Below are 16898 nucleotides of genomic sequence, written 5' to 3'. Positions count from 1 at the left end.
GGCGAGGACCCCGGCACTGCTGAGAAGGACGTCCACGCGTGGCTACCATTCTGCTGCTGTCCACAGCCGACACCGAGCTGCTGGCGGCCCGGGCCGCCGAAGCCGGCTACCGCACCGCCAACCCGGCCCGCACCGGCCCCGAGGACGTGGGCGGCCTGCTCGACGGCGTCGACGTCGCCGTCGTGCGCCTACTCGGCGGCAGCGAGGCCTGGCCCGCCGGCCTGGAGCGGCTGCGCACCAGCGGCGTGCCCCTGGTCGCGCTGGGCGGCGAGGCGGCACCCGACGCCGAGATGATCGCGCACTCCACGGTGCCCTCCGGCGTGGCCACCGACGCCCACGCCTACCTGCGCGAGGGCGGCATCGCCAACATGCGCGAGCTGGCCCGCTTCCTGTCCGACACGGTCCTGCTGACCGGCGAGGCCTTCGAGCCGCCGCTGGCCATGCCCGAGTACGGGGTCCACGAGATCGCCCCGCGCGGCACCGGGCGGCCGGGGCAGGGGGCCGAAGACCCGCGCCCCACCGTCGCCGTGGTCTTCTACCGCGCCCACGAGCTCTCCGGCAACACCGCCTTCGTCGACACCCTCTGCCATGCCGTCGAGGACGCCGGCGGCAGGCCGCTGGCCGTGTTCTCCGGTTCGCTGCGCGGCCTGACCCGCGACAGCCACCCCGGGCTGTTCGAGATCCTCGACAGTGCCGACGCCGTGATCACCACGGTGCTCGCCGCGGGCGGCGCGGTGGCCGCCGACGCCAGCGGCGGCGGCGACGAGGACGCCTGGGACGCCGGCGCGCTGGCCGCCCTGGACGTCCCCATCCTGCAGGGCCTGGTGCTGACCTCCGCGCGCGAGCGCTGGCAGGCCTCCGACGCCGCGCTGACGCCGATGGACGCCGGCATGCAGGTGGCCATCCCCGAGTTCGACGGACGGCTGATCACCGTGCCGTTCTCCTTCAAGGAGATCGCCGACGACAGCGGCATCCCGGTCTACGCCGCCGATCCCGAACGAGCCGCCCGCGTCGCCGGAACCGCGGTGCGCCACGCCCGCCTGCGCGCGGTGCCGCCCGCGGAGCGGCGCCTGGGCGTCGTGCTGTCCTCCTACCCGACCAAGCACTCCCGCGTGGGCAACGCCGTAGGCCTGGACACCCCCGCCTCGGCGGTCCGCCTGTTCCGCCGGCTCGCCGAGCGCGGCTACGACCTGGGCGGCGACGACTCGCTGTGGCGGATGCCCGGCCCCGAGGAGGACCGGCGCGAGGACGACGGCGACCCGCTCATCCACACCCTCATCCGCGCCGGCGGCCACGACGTCGAATGGCTCAGCGAGGAGCAGCTCGCCGCAGCGACCAACCGCGTTCCGCTGGAGGACTACCGCCGGTGGTTCGAGGCGCAGCCCAAGCGGCTGCGCGACGCCGTGACCGAGCACTGGGGGCCGCCACCCGGCGACCTCTACGTCGACGACTCCCGCGGCACCCCCGAGATCGTCCTGGCCTCGCTGCGCTTCGGCAACGTCGTGCTGATGATCCAGCCGCCGCGCGGTTTCGGCGAGAACCCCATCGCCATCTACCACGACCCCGACCTGCCGCCGTCGCACCACTACCTGGCCGCCTACCGGTGGCTGGAGGCCCCCGCCGAGCCCGCGGGCGAGGGGAGCGCCGCCGGCTTCGGCGCCGACGCGGTGATCCACCTGGGCAAGCACGGCACACTCGAATGGCTGCCCGGCAAGGGCCTGGGGCTGGCCGCCGAGGACGCGCCCGACGCCGTGCTGGGCGACCTCCCGCTGATCTACCCGTTCATCGTCAACGACCCCGGCGAGGGCACCCAGGCCAAGCGGCGCGCCCACGCCACCGTCGTCGACCACCTGGTGCCGCCGATGGCGCGCGCCGACACCTACGGCGACATCGCCAAGCTGGAGCAGCTGCTCGACGAGTACGCCATGGTCAACGACCTCGACCCGGACAAGGCGCCCGCGCTGCGCGCCCAGATCTGGACGCTGATCAAGGCCGCCGAGCTTCACCACGACCTGCACCGCGACGAGATGCCCGGCGAGGACGAGTTCGACGACTTCGTCATGCACGTCGACGGCTACCTGTGCGAGATCAAGGACGTGCAGATCCGCGACGGCCTGCACATCCTGGGCGAGGCCCCCGAGGGCGAGGCCCGCGTCAACCTGGTCCTGGCCGTGCTGCGCGCCTCGCAGGTCTGGGCCGGGCAGGCCGGCGCGCTGCCGGGCCTGCGCGCGGTGCTGGCCGGCGCCTTCGGCCTCGACGAGAAGGAGCTGCTCGCCGAGCCGGGCGCACGCGCCGACGTCCCCGAGGGCTTGACCGCCCTGGTCGACGGGCCTGCGCGCACCGCCTCCGACGCCCTCGACCTGGTCGACGCGCTGGCCCGCCGACTCGTCGAGGCGATGGAGGAGTGCGGCTGGGCCGCCGACCGGGTCGAGCCGGTGGTCTCCCGCGCGCTCGCGGGCTCCTCCACCGGGGACGACCACGCCCGCCGGGCGGTGCAGGTACTGCGCTTCGCCGCCGAGGAGGTCGTGCCGCGCCTGGCCGCCACCAGCGACGAGATCGGCGCCGTTCTGCACGCGCTGGACGGCGGGCACGTTCCCGCCGGCCCCTCCGGCTCGCCCACCCGCGGGCTGGTCAACGTGCTGCCCACCGGCCGCAACTTCTACTCGGTCGACCCTAAGGCCGTGCCCTCCCGCAACTCCTGGGACGTGGGCCAGGCCCTCGCCGACTCGCTGGTGCGCCGCCACCTCGACGACAACGGCGAGTACCCCCGGTCGGTGGGGCTGACCGTGTGGGGCACCGCGGCCATGCGCACGCAGGGCGACGACATCGCTGAGGTGCTGGCGCTCCTGGGCGTGCGCCCCACCTGGGACGACGCCTCACGCCGCGTCACCGGGTTCGAGATCGTGCCGCTGGAGGAGCTGGGCCGGCCGCGCATCGACGTCACACTGCGCATCTCCGGGTTCTTCCGGGACGCCTTCCCGCACGTCATCGGTATGGTCGACGACGCGATCAAGGCGGTCGCCGACCTCGACGAGCCGGCCGAGCGCAACTTCCCGCGCGCCCACGCGCTGGCCGACCACGCCGACCACGGCGACTGGCGGCGCGCCACCACCCGCATCTTCGGCTCGCGTCCGGGCGCCTACGGCGCCGGCCTGCTCCCGCTGATCGACGCGCGCAACTGGCGCGACGACGCCGACCTCGCCGAGGTCTACGCCGTCTGGGGCGGCTACGCCTACGGCCGCGGCCTCGACGGCCGCGAGGCGCGCTCGGACATGGAGGCCTCCTTCCGCCGCATCTCGGTGGCCGCGAAGAACCAGGACACCCGCGAGCACGACATCGTCGACTCCGACGACTACTTCCAGTACCACGGCGGCATGGTCGCCATGGTGCGCCGGCTCACCGGCGCCAACCCCGCCGCCTACGTCGGCGACTCGGCCGTGCCCGACCAGGTCAAGACCCGCACCCTGGGCGAGGAGACCCGCCGGGTCTTCCGCGCCCGCGTGGTCAACCCCCGCTGGGTGGCGGCCATGCGCCGGCACGGCTATAAGGGCGCGTTCGAGCTCGCCGCCACCGTCGACTACCTGTTCGGCTACGACGCCACCGCAGGGGTGGTCGACGACTGGATGTACGCCAAGCTCGCCGAGACCTACGTCTTCGACCCTGAGAACCGCGAGTTTCTGGAGCAGTCCAACCCCTGGGCACTGCGCGGCATGACCGAGCGCCTGCTGGAGGCGGCCGAGCGCAAGCTGTGGGAGGAGCCCGACCCCGAGGTGCTCGACCGGCTGCGCGAGACCTACCTCGCCCTCGAAGGCGACCTGGAGGACGAGGACTGATGCGCCGCTCCCCGCCCGCGCCGGTCCGCGCGGGCGGGGAGCGCCCCCTCCCGCCCGCGCCCGGTCCGTGTCCGGAATGCGGCCCGCTGCTGTGTGGTTGCTCACTTCTAGGGGGTACGTTTAGACCAAGCCGCGCTCGGACGGGAGGTCGGTATCGATGCCGTTTTGGGTCCTGTGGCTGATCGCGGCCGCCGCCTTGGGCGTAGCCGAGGTCTTCACCCTCACTCTGGCCCTGGGCCTGCTGGCAGCCGCCGCGCTGATCGCCGGGGTGGTGGGCGCCATCGGCATGGGGTTCGCCACGCAGGTCGCGGCCTTCGTCATCGCCTCGGCCGCCGGGCTGCTGGTGGTCCGGCCCATCGCCAAGCGCCACCTGCAGCAACCGCCCCTACTGCGCTCGGGCACCGAGCGCCTCGTGGGCCAGTCGGCGGTGGTGGTCGACGAGGTCACCGGCGAGCACGGCCGGGTCAAGCTCTCCGGCGAGGAGTGGTCGGCGCGCTGCATCGACGAGGACACCGTGATCCCGCCCGGTACGCGGGTCGACGTCATGCAGATCGACGGCGCGACGGCGGTCGTGTACCCCAGAGAAGCGCTGCCGTGAACGCGCCGGGCAGCGCGCCTCGCCCCTCTGCCCGCTCGGCTCCGTCCACACAGCCACCCAGGAGGTCGCCATGGGGATCGACATCCTCTTCATCGTCATCGCCGTCCTGGTCGTACTCGCCGTCTTGTCGACCGTGCGGATCGTCCCGCAGGCGCGCGCCTACAACATCGAGCGGTTCGGCCGCTACCAGCGCACCCTGCAGCCGGGCCTGAACTTCATCATCCCGGTCGTCGACCGCGTCAACACCAAGTACGACCTGCGCGAACAGGTCTTCTCCTCCAAGCCGCAGCCAGTGATCACCGAGGACAACCTCGTCGTCAACATCGACACGGTCCTCTACTACCAGATCACCGATCCGCGCGCCGCCGCCTACGAGGTCGCCAACTACCTGGCCGCCATCGACCAGCTCACCGTGACCACGCTGCGCAACGTGATCGGCGGGATGGACCTGGAGCGGACGCTGACCTCGCGCGAGGAGATCAACTCCATGCTGCGGGGCGTCCTCGACGACGCGACCGGCAAATGGGGCATCCGAGTCAACCGGGTCGAGATAAAGGCCATCGACCCGCCGCCCTCCATCAAGGAGGCGATGGAGAAGCAGATGCGCGCCGAGCGCGACAAGCGCGCCGTCGTGCTGCACGCCGAGGGTGAGCGCCAGTCGCGCATCCTCACCGCCGAGGGCGCCCGCCAGCAGGCCATCCTGGAGGCCCAGGGCGACCAGCAGGCGCGCATCCTGCGGGCCGACGGCGAGGCACAGGCGATCGAGCTCGTATTCAAGGCCGTGCACGCCAACAACGCCGATCCCAAGCTGCTCGCCTACAAGTACCTGGAGACCCTGCCGCACCTGGCCAACGGCGAGGGCAACACCTTCTGGGTCATCCCCGGCGAGCTCAGCCAGGCGGTGCAGAACGTGTCCAAGGCGTTCTCCGCCGACGCCGGCGCGGCCGCGCCCACCGGCTCCGCCGAGGAGGAGGGCCCGGAGGCCGAGGGGGTCCAGGGCCGCGAGTCGCCCGGCGAGCTGACCGCCGGCCAGCACCGCGAGTCCCCGACCGAGGCCGCCGGCCACGCCGCCGAGATCGCCGCCCAGGCGGTGGCGAGCGCGCGCGAGGAGGCCGAGGCCGCCGCGGGCGCCGCCAGCGGCCAGGTGCCCGAGCCGCGCCCGCGCGACAAGGAGTAGCCCCGCCGCACCGCCCGCGCCGGGCGGTCCCGGCGGCGGCCCGCAGCGGGCCGCCGCCGGTCGCGGGGCGGATCAGACCAGCAGCAGCTTGCCGGTGGTGCGCCGGGCCGTGAGGTCCTCGTGGGCGCGCGCCGCCTCCTCCAGCGCGTAGCGCCCGCCGACGCGCACGTCCAGGCGCCCGGAGGCGACCAGCCCGTACACGTCCGCCGCGCGCTCCAGCAGCTCCTCGCGCGAGGCTATGTGGTGCGTGATGCTCGGCCGGGTCAGAAAGACCGAGCCGGCGGAGTTCAGCCGCTGCGGGTCCACGGGCGGCACGGCACCGCTGGCCTGGCCGAAGAGCGCGAGGACGCCGCGGGGGCGCAGCGACTCCAGGCTCGCGTCGAAGGTGTCGGCTCCGACGCCGTCGTAGACGGCCGCCACTCCGCGGCTGCGCGTCAGCTCGCGAACCGCGGGAGCGACGTCCTGGCGGGTGTAGTCGATGACCTCGTCGGCGCCGGCCTCGCGGGCGAGCGCCTGCTTGGCCTCGGTCGAGGCGGTACCGATGACGGTCGCACCGCGCGCCTTGGCCATCTGGACGAGCAGCAGCCCGGTGCCGCCCGCGGCGGCGTGCACGAGCACCGTGTCGCCCGGCTGCACGGCGTAGGTGGAGTGGGTCAGGTAGTGGGCGGTCATACCCTGCAGCAGCGTGGAAGCGGCCTGCTCGGCGGTGACGCCGTCGGGCACGGGCACGACGCGCCGGGCCGGGACCGCCGCGCGGTCGGCGTAGCCGCCCGGCAGCATCGCCCAGGCCACCCGGTCGCCGGGGGCGAACCCGGTGACTCCGGCGCCCACCGCCGCCACGCGGCCGGCCGCCTCGACGCCGGGGGTGAAGGGGGTGGAGACCGAGTAGGCGCCGCTGCGCTGGTAGACGTCGATGAAGTTGACCCCGCGGGCCTCGACGTCGATCAGCACCTCGCCGGAGGCCGGCTCGGGGTCGGCGGTCTCGGTGAGGCGCATGACCTCGGGGCCGCCCTGCTCTTCGATGACGATGGCGCGCATGCCTGACCCTTCCCGGTTGCCCAAGTGTGCGTGGGGTGCGGGCGGCGACGACGGCGGCCGCCCGCACCCCACCCTAGGCGTCGCCGCCGGAGCCGGCCGAGCTCAGCCGCTGCACCCCGAAGCGGTGGAAGCCGACCATCGGCGTGTCGGTCTCGCTGCCGCGGCGCTTGAGCGTCACGCCGGTGCCGCCCGTCTTGCCGCCGGCGAGCGGTTGGTCGTCGACCGCCTCCAGGACGTGCTCGCCGTTGACCCACAGATTGACGGCCAGGGTCTTCGCCTCCTCGTCGTACTCGCACGCCATGGCCACCGTGTTGGTGACGGACTCGCCGTTGCCGTCGTCGGTGCCGTCGCGCATGGGCAGCTTGTCCGGAGGCTGGACGTAGCCGCCGACGTCGTCCGTGGTGGCCATGGCGGCCTCGCCGGACTCGCCGCCCACGCGCCGGAGCTGCGCGCTGCCCCCGTCGAACCGCACCAGGCCCTCGTAGTGGGTGACCACGTCGTCCTCGGTGCTGCGGTGGAAGCACCGGAGGCCGTACTCGCTGTAGGCGGGCCCGGCCAGCGCCTCGGCCTCGGCCTCGACCAGGACGGCCTCGGGGTAGGTGCCGGTGTAGGGCGCGAAGGCGCCGATGCTGCCGTTGAAGTCGTTGTACTCCGACACGCGCAGGATCAGGCCGTTCTCCGGGTGGTAGGCGTACTCGGTGAACTCGTCCTCGGGGTCGTACTCGGTGGACTCCCAGGCGCTGCTCGCGAAGTCGTCCTCGTAGATCAGGGTGCCCTCGGGCGGACCGCCGCCGAGCAGCAGCACGGAGCCGAGCACGCCTCCGGCGATCAGGAGCAGAACTCCCGCGACGGCGCCGATGAGCAGTCCGGTACGGCCTCTGCCGGGCGCGGGGCCGCTCGCCGGGGCTGCGCCGCCCGCACCGGGCACGCCCGGCCCGCCGATGCCGGCCGAGGGCTGTCCGAAGGGCGGCGACCCGGCGTCATAGGGCTGCTGCGGACCGGAACCCCCTCCGTAGGGCTGCTGGGGTCCCGACGGGGTCCCGTAGGGCCCCGATGCCGAAGGACCGGCGCCGGGCGCGGGCCCGTACGGCGCCTGCGGTCTGGATCCCGGTCCGTACGGGGGCTGCGGGCCGGACGGGTGGCCGTAGGGCTGCTGCGGCGGGCCGGGCGGGGGGAAGCCGCTGCCCCCGGGCGCGTGTCCCGGGGCGCCCTGGCCGAAGGGTGCCTGGGGCCCCGGCGCGGGCCGCTCCGGTACCGGCGGGACGGCGTGGGTGGAGGGCTGCGTGGTCGGCGGCCGGGCGGGGGACTCGGGGGCGAGTGCACGGGTCGACTGCTCGGTCGGGACCGCGTCGGGTCCGGAATCGGGTGCGGCGCCTGCGCCCGCGCCCGGGGCCGCCGTCCCGGCGGCCCCGACGACGGACGGCGGGGTCCAGGACTCCACGACGGTGCTGTCGACGATCGCCTCGCCCGGGTCGTCCTCGCCCACGAGCATGCTCAGCAGCCGCTGGGCGGTGGGGCGGTTGCCCGGCTCCTTGTCCAGCGCGCTGCGGACCAGGTCGCTCAGCCGCAGGTCGAGCCCCTCCAGGTCGGCCTCGCCGGAGCTGATCAGGTGCAGCACGGCCGGCACCGTCTGGGCGTCGAAGGGCGCCTTGCCGATACCGGCGTAGGCCACCAGGCAGCCCCAGGAGAAGATGTCGGAGGCGGGCGTGATCGGGCCGCCCGCGATCAGCTCGGGAGCCAGGTAGGAGGGCGTTCCCATCAGCTGGCTGGAGCGGGTGACCGCGCTCTCGTCGTCCATCGCGCGGGCGATGCCGAAGTCGATGACCTTGGGTCCCACCGCCGAGAGCAGCACGTTGCCGGGCTTGAGGTCGCGGTGGATGACGCCAGCGCGGTGGATGGCGGTCAGCGCCGCCGCGACGCCCAGGGCCAGGCTCTCCAGCGTGCCGCCGCGCATCGGGCCCTCGGCGCTGATGGCCTGGGCGAGGTTCGGTCCGGGCACGTACTCGGAGACGATGAACAGCGGGTCGCCGTCCAGGCGGGCGTCGAGTACCCCGGCGGTGGAGAAGCGCGCGACCTTGCGGGCGGACTCGACCTCGCGCGCGAAGCGGCGGCGGAAGTCCGGGTCGTCGGTGAGGTCGGGGTGGATCAGCTTGACGGCCACCAGCCGTTCGGCGGTGTCGCGGGCAAGGTAGACGGTCCCCATGCCGCCGCGCCCCAGCCTGCCCTCGATCCGGTAGTCGCCGAGCTGGTGGGGGTCGCCGGTGCGCAGGGGTTTGGCGCGCTCGTGCCCGATGTCCGTCACAGTGCTGCGTTCCTTAGGCCGGCAGGCGATTCGGGGTCTCAGCGTACAGACGCCCCGGACAGGGCGAGTCGGGGCGGGTTCGCACGAGTTCGCCGACTGGGGGCGGGGTGTTCCTGATATTAGACAGGATGCGGCGCGTCGCGGTTCCGCGGATCCACAGGATCGGCTAGTGTTAGCACACACGTTCGAATAAGCGCCTGTTCTTCCCCGCAGGCCCAGGCCGCCCGATCGAGGGCGCCGCAGCTTGAGGGGAGTGTCGCCAGTGGGCCACGTCTACGGTGTGCCGGTCGCGGTCACCGAGCACGAGGGGCGGCCGGTGCGCTTCGTATGGGAGCACCGGGTCTACAACGTCCGCCACATCGTCGACCACTGGGTCACCCTGCGCGCCGACTGGTCACCCGAGGTGCAGGAGCACCTGCCCCAGCGCGCCCACTGGCGGGTCGAAGCCGGATCCTCCGGCGCGCTGGGCGTCTACGAGCTCCAGCACGACTCCGCCACGGACCGATGGCTGCTGGCGCGCGTCTGGGACTGACCCCGCCGCCTGGCCGCATCCGGCCGCATCAGGTCGCGGGCGCCGCGACCTGGCCGCGACCTACAGCAGCGGTCGGCGGCGGCCGTGGCCGGTGGCGCGCTCGAAGGCGCGGCCGATCTCCAGTACCCGCCGGTCGGCCCGGTGCGGTCCGGCGATCTGCAGGCCCACCGGCAGCCCGCCCGGCGTGAACCCGCCGGGCACGGCCAGCGCCGGGCAGCCGGTGACGGTGATGTGGTAGCAGGAGCGCATCCAGTCGAGGTAGGTCTGCTGCTCGGCGCCGTCGATGTCGGCCGGGTACTCCAGGTCCGCGTCGAAGGGCGCCACCTGGCTCACCGGCAGCAGCAGCGCGTCGTAGCGCTCGAAGAATTCGCGCACACGGTGGTAGATGCGGGTGCGCTCCAGTTCGGCGCGCGCCACGTCGGCGCCGGAGAGCTTGCGGCCCTCGTCGATGTTCCAGGCCAGACTGGGCTTGATCCGCGGGCGCTCGCGGTCCAGCAGCGGTCCCAGCGTCGCCTCGAACTGCCAGGCCCGCAGCGTGCGGAAGACGTCGTCGGCGCCGGAGAGGTCGGGGGCGTCCTCGGCGATCTCGCAGCCCAGCTCGGAGAAGACCTCCAGCGCGGGCGCCAGGGCCTCCGTCACCGCCCGCTCGCACGGGGCCGACCCGCCGAGGTCCGGCGACCACGCCAGGCGCAGGCCGCGCACGTCGGCTTCCAGCGGCGGGGCCAGCGCCGCTCCCGACTCGCCGAGGGCGACGGGGCTGCGCGGGTCGGGGCCGGCGATCACCGACAGCAGCAGCGCCGCGTCGTCGACCTCCCGCGCCATCGGGCCCTGCACCGACAGCTGCGACCAGCCCAGCGGTGCGGGGTGCTGCGGCACCCGCCCCGGCGACGGCCGCAGCCCCACCACGTTGTTGAACGACGCGGGGTTGCGCAGCGACCCGCCCATGTCGGAGCCGTCGGCCATCACGTGCATGCCCGCCGCCAGCGCCGCGGCCGCGCCGCCGCTGCTGCCGCCCGCCGAGCGCGCGGTGTCGTAGGGGTTGCGGGTCAGCCCGAACACGGGGTTGAAGGTGTGCGATCCGGCGGCGAACTCGGGGGTGTTGGTCTTGCCGATGGTGATCGCCCCGGCAGCGCGCATCCGCGCCACCACCAGTTCGTCGCGGTCGGGCACGTGGCCGGCGAAGACCGGCGAGCCGAACGTGGTGCGCACGCCCGCGGTCTCGTGGGTGTCCTTGTGCGCCATCGGCAGCCCGTGCAGCGGCGGGGGTTCGCCGCCCGAGGCCAGCAGTTCGTCGGCGGCGTGCGCCTCGTCCATGGCGCGCTCGCCGCACAGCGTCACCACGGCGTTGACGGCCGGGTTCACCGCCTCGACGCGCTGCAGGTGCGCGGCCACCACCTCGCGGGCGGAGACCTCACGTGCGCGCAGCATCCGCGCGAGCTCGCGGGCCGGTCGGCGGGTGATGTCGGCGGTCTCGTCGTCGCGCATCGCGGTAGGGTCCTCCGGTCGTCTGATGCCGCCCCGCAGGCCGCGGGCCGGGCGGGCGCTGGTGTCCGGGTGCGGCCATCCCATCCCGATCGGGGCGCCGCCGCAAGGGTGATCGTCGCCGGAGCGCCGCCCCGGCGGCGGGCGGATCTCGCCGAGGCCGCTGCGCTGCGCGGCGGTGGACGCGGTGGAGGCCGGACGGGCGCGGTATGAGACTCTTGTTGGCGGTGCCGGCGCCGGGCGTACCCGGCCGGGAGCGTCCCGGCCGCGCCGCGGCGCGCAGGAACCCGGTGTGAATCCGGGACGGTCCCGCCACTGTGACCAGGGAGCGGCCCCGCAACGAGCGCCACTGCCGGAACCCCTCCGGTGGGAAGGCGGCGGGCGAGCGGTGATCTGGAAGCCAGGAGACTGCGCGGCACCGGGCAAGACCCCTATGGGCGTGGACTCCCGAGGAAGGACTGACCCGCGTGAGCGCTCCTGCTCGCTACCCCTTCAGCGCGGTCGTCGGCATGGACGACCTGAAGCTCGCGCTGCTGATCAACGCCGTGTCCCCGGACGTCGGCGGCGTACTGGTCCGCGGTGAGAAAGGGACCGCCAAGTCGACCGTGGTGCGCGCCCTGGCGGCGCTGCTGCCCGACCTCGACGTCGTGCAGGGCTGCCGGTTCGGCTGCGACCCCGCCGCCCCCGACCCCGAGTGCCCCGACGGCCCGCACGCCGACTCCGCGGTGCCCGGCGAGCGCCCCGCGCGGCTCGTCGAACTGCCGGTGGGCGCCAGCGAGGACCGGCTGGTGGGCTCGCTGGACATCGAGCGGGCGCTGACCGAGGGCGTCAAGGCCTTCGAGCCCGGCCTGCTCGCCGAGGCGCACCGCGGCGTCCTCTACGTCGACGAGGTCAACCTGCTGCACGACCACCTCGTCGACCTGCTGCTGGACGCGGCGGCCATGGGCACCTCGCACGTTGAGCGCGAAGGCGTCTCGGTGCGCCACGCCGCGCATTTCCTGCTCGTGGGCACGATGAACCCCGAAGAGGGCGAGCTGCGGCCGCAGCTTTTGGACCGCTTCGGCCTGACCGTGGAGGTCGCCGCCACCCGCGACCCGCAGCTGCGCGCGGACGTGGTGCGCCGCAGGCTCGCGTTCGAGGCCGACCCCGAGGGCTTCGCCGCCGGCTACGCGCGGGACGAGGCCGAGCTCGCGGGCCGCATTCTGGCCGCCCGCAAGCGCCTGCCGGGTGTGGTGCTCACCGACGCCGCACTCCGGCAGGTCACGGCGGTCTGCGCGGCCTTCGACGTCGACGGCCTGCGCGCCGACATCGTCACCGCCCGAGCCGCCATGGCGCTGGCCGCCTGGCGCGACCACGGCGAGGTGGCACCCGAGGACGTGCGCGACGCCGCCCGCCTGGCGCTGCCGCACCGGCGCAGGCGCGACCCCTTCGACGCGCCCGACCTGGACGAGGACCGGCTGCAGGAGGCGCTGGACCAGGCGGGTGATGCGGACCCAAAAGACCCGGGTGAGCCGGACGGCGCCGGCGACGACACGGGCGGCGGTGGCGGCGGCGCCGAGGCGCAGGGCCCGGACCCCGGATCCTCGGCGGAGGAGCCCTCCGCGCAGCCGGGCGACGGCGACGGGCAGGGCCCGCAGGACTCCGGTCCCGACTCCGGCGAGGCGCCCGGCGGCGACGCCGGGGGCGCCCCCTCGGGTCCCCGGCCGGCGGGCTCCGGCGACGCCGACGACGACCCCGGTGGCGAGCAGTCGCCGCCGCGGCCCCAGGACCCGGGCCGGGGACCGCAGGCGGAGGCCGGCGAGACCTACCGGCCGCGCCTGTTCAGCCTCGACGGCGTAGGCGAGGGCGCGCCCGGCCGCCGCTCCCGGGCCGAAACGCCCTTCGGCCGCACCTCGGGCGCGCGCGTGCCCCGTTCGGCGGTGCGCGGTCTGCACCTGACCGCGACCCTGCGCGCGGCGGCGCCCTATCAGCGCGCCCGCGGCCGTAGGGGGCCGGGGCTCATCGTGCGCCCCGGCGACCTGCGCGAGTCCGTGCGCGAAGGCCGCGAGGGCAACCTCGTGCTGTTCTGCGTGGACGCCAGCGGCTCCATGGCCGCCCGGCAGCGGATGCGCGCCGTCAAGGGCGCCGTGCTGAGCCTGCTGCTGGACGCCTACCAGCGCCGCGACAAGGTCGGTCTGGTCACCTTCCGCGGCACCGGCGCCCAGGTGGAGCTGCCGCCGACCTCGTCGGTGGAGGCGGGCGCGCGCAGGCTGCGCGAGCTGCGCACCGGGGGGCGCACCCCCCTCGCGGCGGGGCTGGCGCGCGCGGCGGAGGTGCTGCGTGTGGAGCGGCTGCGCGACGCCGCCCGCCGGGCGCTGCTCGTGGTGGTGACCGACGGGCGCGCCACCCGCGGCGGGCTCGACGAGGCGCTGCGCGCCGGCGCGCGGATCGGCGCCCGGGGCGTGCACGGCATCGTCGTCGACTGCGAGTCGGGGCCGGTGCGCCTGGGCCTGGCCCAGCGGCTGGCCGCCGAGATGGGCGGCGAGTCGGTGCACCTGGAGGAGTTGGGCGCCGACGCGCTGAGCGGCCTGGTGCGCTCCACCCGGCGCGCCGCCTGAGTACCCGTCGGGCGAAGCGCGTCCGACGCGCCGCCCCGGACGCCGGTCGTCCGCAGCCGCGCTCCGGCGGCGCCCGGACCCGCGGCCTCCGGCGTCCGAGAAACGCGAGAAGTCCGAGAACCGAGGGGAAGAGACCACGATGCCGCAGGGCAGACCCGCCTACGTGCCCGACGACGGACTGACCACGCGCCAGCGCCGCAACCGACCGCTGCTGATCGTGCACACCGGCCCCGGCAAGGGGAAGTCGACCGCCGCGTTCGGGCTGGCCACCCGCGGCTGGTCGCAGGGCTGGGACATCGGCGTCTTCCAGTTCGTCAAGTCGGCCAAGTGGCGCATCGGGGAGGAGCGCGCGCTGCGCGTCCTCGGCGAGTCCGGCGAGGGCGGCCGGGTCGACTGGAACAAGATGGGCGAGGGCTGGTCGTGGATCCAGCGGCAGGGCACCGAGGAGGACCACGCCGCCGACGCCGCGGAGGGCTGGGCCCAGATCAAGCGCGACCTTGCCGCCGAGACCTACCGCCTCTACGTGCTCGACGAGTTCACCTACCCCATGAAGTGGGGCTGGGTCGACGTCGAGGACGTGGTCGAGACGCTGGCGCAGCGCAGCGGCCACCAGCACGTGATCGTCACCGGCCGCGACGCCGACCCCCGGCTGCGGGAGGCGGCCGACCTCGTCACCGAGATGACCAAGGTCAAGCACCCCATGGACGCCGGCCAGAAGGGGCAGCGCGGCATCGAGTGGTGAGCTGACGCGGCTCCCGCCCGCCGCGCACCGGACGTTCCGCGCGCTTTTCGGACGTTTCCGCGAGGCGGCAGGGGAACCGGTGGTGGGCCCGCCTCCGCGCGGGCCGCCCTCGGCGGGGCCGGGCGGGACGCCGGTCCCGCCCGCCGGCGACGCAGACGAGGCGCCGCGGACGCGGCCGCGAACCGGGCTCCGGGAGGAGGCCTACGCGGCGCCGGCCGAGGGGGATGTCGGGCCGTGGGCGGCCTGCCTCCACGAGGACGTCGTCTGGACCGCCATCGGCACCTCTCAGCGTGGTCGGGCGCCTATCACGGCAGGCAGGCCGTGCTGACCGAGCTGCTCGGCCCTCTGCAGGCCCGGCTCGCGCCCGGTGCGCGGTCGCGCCGCACCGTTCCACCGCCGAGGGAGACCCGCGTGGTGGTCGAGGCCGCCGGCCCCGGCGACGCGACCGCGACCGGCCGCGTCTGCGAGAACGAGTACCGCCGGGTGTTCCGGATGAAGGGCGGGCACGGCGGTGCGGGTCGAGGAGTACGCCGACACCGAGCTGATGGCCGCGGTCCCGGGCGCTTCCGCACAGCCGCCGCCCGCATGAGCCTCCAGCCGCTCGGCCGAGCCGGCGTTGGGCTAGGCGGTGCCGTCCCGGCCCAGGTCGGCCGGGATGAGGCTGTAGACCGCCAGGTCGGCGCGGCCCTCGTGCAGCGGCATCGCGTTGCGCTCGGTGCCCTCGTAGGTGAACCCCGCCTTCGCGGCCACCCGCCGCGACGCGGTGTTGCCCGCGGCGGCCTTCAGCTCCACCCGCTCGAAGCGCCGGTCGAGCAGCGCCCACCGCGAGAGGGCCACCACCGCCTCGGTCGCCAGCCCGCGTCCCCGCGCCCACGGCCCCATCCAGTAGCCGACCTCGGTGGAGCTCGCGCGCCACATGGTCCGGGTCAGGCCCACCGAGCCGGCGTAGGCGCCGGTCTCGGCCTCCACGGCCGCCCACTGCTGGCCGTCACCGCTCACCCGCGCGTGCGGCGCGGACACCAGGCACCAGTCCTCGGCGTCGGCGCGGGTGTAGGCCTTGCCGGGGCGCGGCATGGGCAGCCAGCGCTGCACCCCGGGGTCGCCCGCGCCGCGGAAGACGGCGTCGATGTCGTCGCCGGTGTGGGCCCGCAGCACGAGCCTCTCGGTGCGCAGCACCACCGACGGCATGAGCGGCGATTCGTCGGCGCCGGTCACTCGGCCACCCCCTCGGTGTCGGCACGCGCGGCCGCCAGGAACCGTTCGGCGATCGCGGGTTCGCCGGCCCAGTGCACGTGCAGGTAGGAAGCGCTGATGCTGCCAGAGCCGTAGCCCTCGCCGCCACCGGATTCCCACTGCCAGGCCGGCTGCGCGCCCGAGCGCGGTTCGACCGCCGTGCGGTGGAACTCGTGGCCGCGCACGCGGGCGCCCCGGCGCGCGAGCACCGTGTCGCCGACCGCCACGGCCGAGCGGTAGCCCAGGGTGAGGGAGCCCGTCATCGCGGCGTCGGCGGGCAGCACGCCGCACATCGGCGCGCCGTCCAGGCTGCGGGAGAGGTAGAGCAGCCCGGCGCACTCGGCGGCCACGGGCGCACCGCGCGCGGCGAGGCCGGCCACGGCGCCGCGCAGCGCGGCGTTGGCCGACAGCTCGGCGGCGTGCACCTCGGGGAACCCGCCGCCGACGATGAGCGCATCGGTCCCTTCGGGCAGCGCCTCCTCGCGCAGCGGGTCGACGGTGTGCACCTCGGCGCCGCTGGCGCGCAGCAGCTCAGCCTGCTCGGTGTAGCCGAAGGTGAAGGCGGGACCGCCGAAGACGGCGATCCGCGGCGGGCGCGGCGGCGCCGGCCCTCGCGGCGGCCGCACCTGCGCCTGCGGGTCCCACGGCTCGTCCGCCAGCGCGGGGGCGGCGCGGGCGACGGCGCGCACCGCCTCCAGGTCGCAGGAGGCGGCCACCAGCTCGCCGAGCTCCCGTACGGCGCGGCGGGCCTCGTCGGCCCGCTCGGCGGCGGGGATCAGGCCGAGGTGGCGGGAGGGCGTGCGCACCTCCTCGCGGCGCCGGATCGCGCCCAGCACCGCGGTGCCCGCGTCCTCCAGCGCGGCGCGCAGGATGCGCTCGTGGCGCTCGGAGCCCACCCGGTTGAGGACCACCCCGGCGATGCGCACCCGCGGGTCGTAGGTGCAGAACCCGTGTACCAGCGCGGCGACGGAGCGCGCGCTGCGCGAGGCGTCGACCACCAGGACCACCGGTGCGCCCAGCAGCGCGGCCACGTGGGCGGTGGAGCCCGCGTCGCCCGGCCCGGCGAAGCCCGCGGAGTCGGCGGCGCCGTCGAACAGGCCCATCACGCCCTCGACGACGGCGATGTCGGCGCCGGCCGCACCGTGCAGGAACAGCGGCGCGACGCGCTCCTCGCCGCACAGCACCGGGTCGAGGTTGCGCGGGGGCCGCCCGGTGGCCACCGCGTGGTAGCCGGGGTCGATGTAGTCGGGGCCCACCTTGTGCCCGGAGACGCGCTCGCCGCGCGCCGCCAGCGCGGCCATGAGGCCGGTGGCGACGGTGGTCTTGCCGCTGCTCGACGACGGGGCCGCGATCACCACTCGCGG

Annotated in this window: 11 protein-coding genes and 1 riboswitch; of the genes, 6 read left to right on the top strand and 5 right to left on the bottom strand. The window is 75.2% G+C overall.

Translation table 11 applies throughout. From position 1 onward, the window contains the following. Positions 1-38: 38 nt before the first annotated feature. The 3 genes from cobN (at position 39) to ABEA15_RS19125 (ending at position 5608) form a co-directional block, all read left to right on the top strand. Complete coding sequence (cobN, locus tag ABEA15_RS19135; RefSeq protein ID WP_345558003.1) at positions 39-3833, top strand: cobaltochelatase subunit CobN; 3795 nt, start codon at positions 39-41, stop codon at positions 3831-3833. Between the two features lie 157 nt (positions 3834-3990). Then, entirely contained in the window at positions 3991-4431 is a 441-nt protein-coding gene (locus ABEA15_RS19130) for an NfeD family protein (RefSeq protein ID WP_345558001.1), read from the top strand. A gap of 70 nt (positions 4432-4501) precedes the next feature. Next, positions 4502-5608 carry an SPFH domain-containing protein gene (locus tag ABEA15_RS19125; protein WP_345557999.1) on the top strand — a complete coding sequence of 369 codons (1107 nt, stop codon included), beginning with the start codon at positions 4502-4504 and terminating at the stop codon, positions 5606-5608. A gap of 72 nt (positions 5609-5680) precedes the next feature. Here the strand turns inward: ABEA15_RS19125 and ABEA15_RS19120 are convergent, their stop codons facing one another. Both ABEA15_RS19120 and ABEA15_RS19115 read right to left on the bottom strand, forming a co-directional pair. Further along, positions 5681-6646, bottom strand: coding sequence for a quinone oxidoreductase family protein (locus ABEA15_RS19120; protein WP_345557997.1), 966 nt, complete (start codon positions 6644-6646; stop codon positions 5681-5683). Between the two features lie 73 nt (positions 6647-6719). Next, positions 6720-8948, bottom strand: a complete 2229-nt coding sequence (locus ABEA15_RS19115; RefSeq protein WP_345557995.1) for a serine/threonine-protein kinase — start codon at positions 8946-8948, stop codon at positions 6720-6722. 262 nt (positions 8949-9210) lie between these two features. Between ABEA15_RS19115 and ABEA15_RS19110 the strand changes: the two genes are divergently transcribed. Next, the gene (locus ABEA15_RS19110) at positions 9211-9480 is read left to right on the top strand and encodes a DUF6504 family protein (protein ID WP_344145633.1); all 270 of its coding nucleotides are present in this window, start codon (positions 9211-9213) and stop codon (positions 9478-9480) included. Between the two features lie 60 nt (positions 9481-9540). Here ABEA15_RS19110 and ABEA15_RS19105 read toward each other — a convergent pair whose 3' ends face one another. Continuing rightward, positions 9541-10965 (bottom strand): amidase, encoded by a 1425-nt coding sequence (locus ABEA15_RS19105; RefSeq protein WP_345557993.1) that lies wholly within the window; start codon positions 10963-10965, stop codon positions 9541-9543. A 277-nt stretch (positions 10966-11242) separates the two neighbouring features. Further along, a riboswitch (cobalamin riboswitch) is annotated at positions 11243-11373 on the top strand. 56 nt (positions 11374-11429) lie between these two features. Here ABEA15_RS19105 and ABEA15_RS19100 point away from each other — a divergent pair. Next, on the top strand, positions 11430-13559 hold the full coding sequence (locus ABEA15_RS19100) for a putative cobaltochelatase (RefSeq protein WP_345557991.1): 2130 nt from the start codon (positions 11430-11432) through the stop codon (positions 13557-13559). A gap of 139 nt (positions 13560-13698) precedes the next feature. Beyond that, positions 13699-14301, top strand: coding sequence for a cob(I)yrinic acid a,c-diamide adenosyltransferase (cobO, locus tag ABEA15_RS19095; protein WP_344145520.1), 603 nt, complete (start codon positions 13699-13701; stop codon positions 14299-14301). Between the two features lie 621 nt (positions 14302-14922). Here cobO and ABEA15_RS19090 read toward each other — a convergent pair. After that, positions 14923-15516: a GNAT family N-acetyltransferase gene (locus tag ABEA15_RS19090; RefSeq protein ID WP_425579413.1), complete on the bottom strand. Its 594-nt coding sequence runs from the start codon at positions 15514-15516 to the stop codon at positions 14923-14925. Beyond that, a complete protein-coding gene (locus tag ABEA15_RS19085; RefSeq protein WP_425579414.1) occupies positions 15513-16892 on the bottom strand; it encodes a cobyrinic acid a,c-diamide synthase CobB in 1380 nt (459 codons plus the stop codon). Before ABEA15_RS19085 ends, ABEA15_RS19090 begins: the two co-directional genes overlap by 4 nt. Positions 16893-16898: the final 6 nt, after the last annotated feature.

Source organism: Streptomonospora halophila (assembly GCF_039542725.1).
GTDB lineage: Bacteria > Actinomycetota > Actinomycetes > Streptosporangiales > Streptosporangiaceae > Streptomonospora > Streptomonospora halophila.
This window is presented reverse-complemented; position numbering and strand designations above follow the sequence as displayed.

Excerpts from the sequence above, each read along its gene's own strand:
- ABEA15_RS19130 (WP_345558001.1), top strand. The coding sequence starts at position 3,991 with ATGCCGTTTTGGGTCCTGTGGCTGATCGCGGCCGCCGCCTTGGGCGTA.
- ABEA15_RS19125 (WP_345557999.1), top strand. The coding sequence starts at position 4,502 with ATGGGGATCGACATCCTCTTCATCGTCATCGCCGTCCTGGTCGTACTC.
- ABEA15_RS19120 (WP_345557997.1), bottom strand. The coding sequence starts at position 6,646 with ATGCGCGCCATCGTCATCGAAGAGCAGGGCGGCCCCGAGGTCATGCGC.
- ABEA15_RS19105 (WP_345557993.1), bottom strand. The coding sequence starts at position 10,965 with ATGCGCGACGACGAGACCGCCGACATCACCCGCCGACCGGCCCGCGAG.
- cobO (WP_344145520.1), top strand. The coding sequence starts at position 13,699 with ATGCCGCAGGGCAGACCCGCCTACGTGCCCGACGACGGACTGACCACG.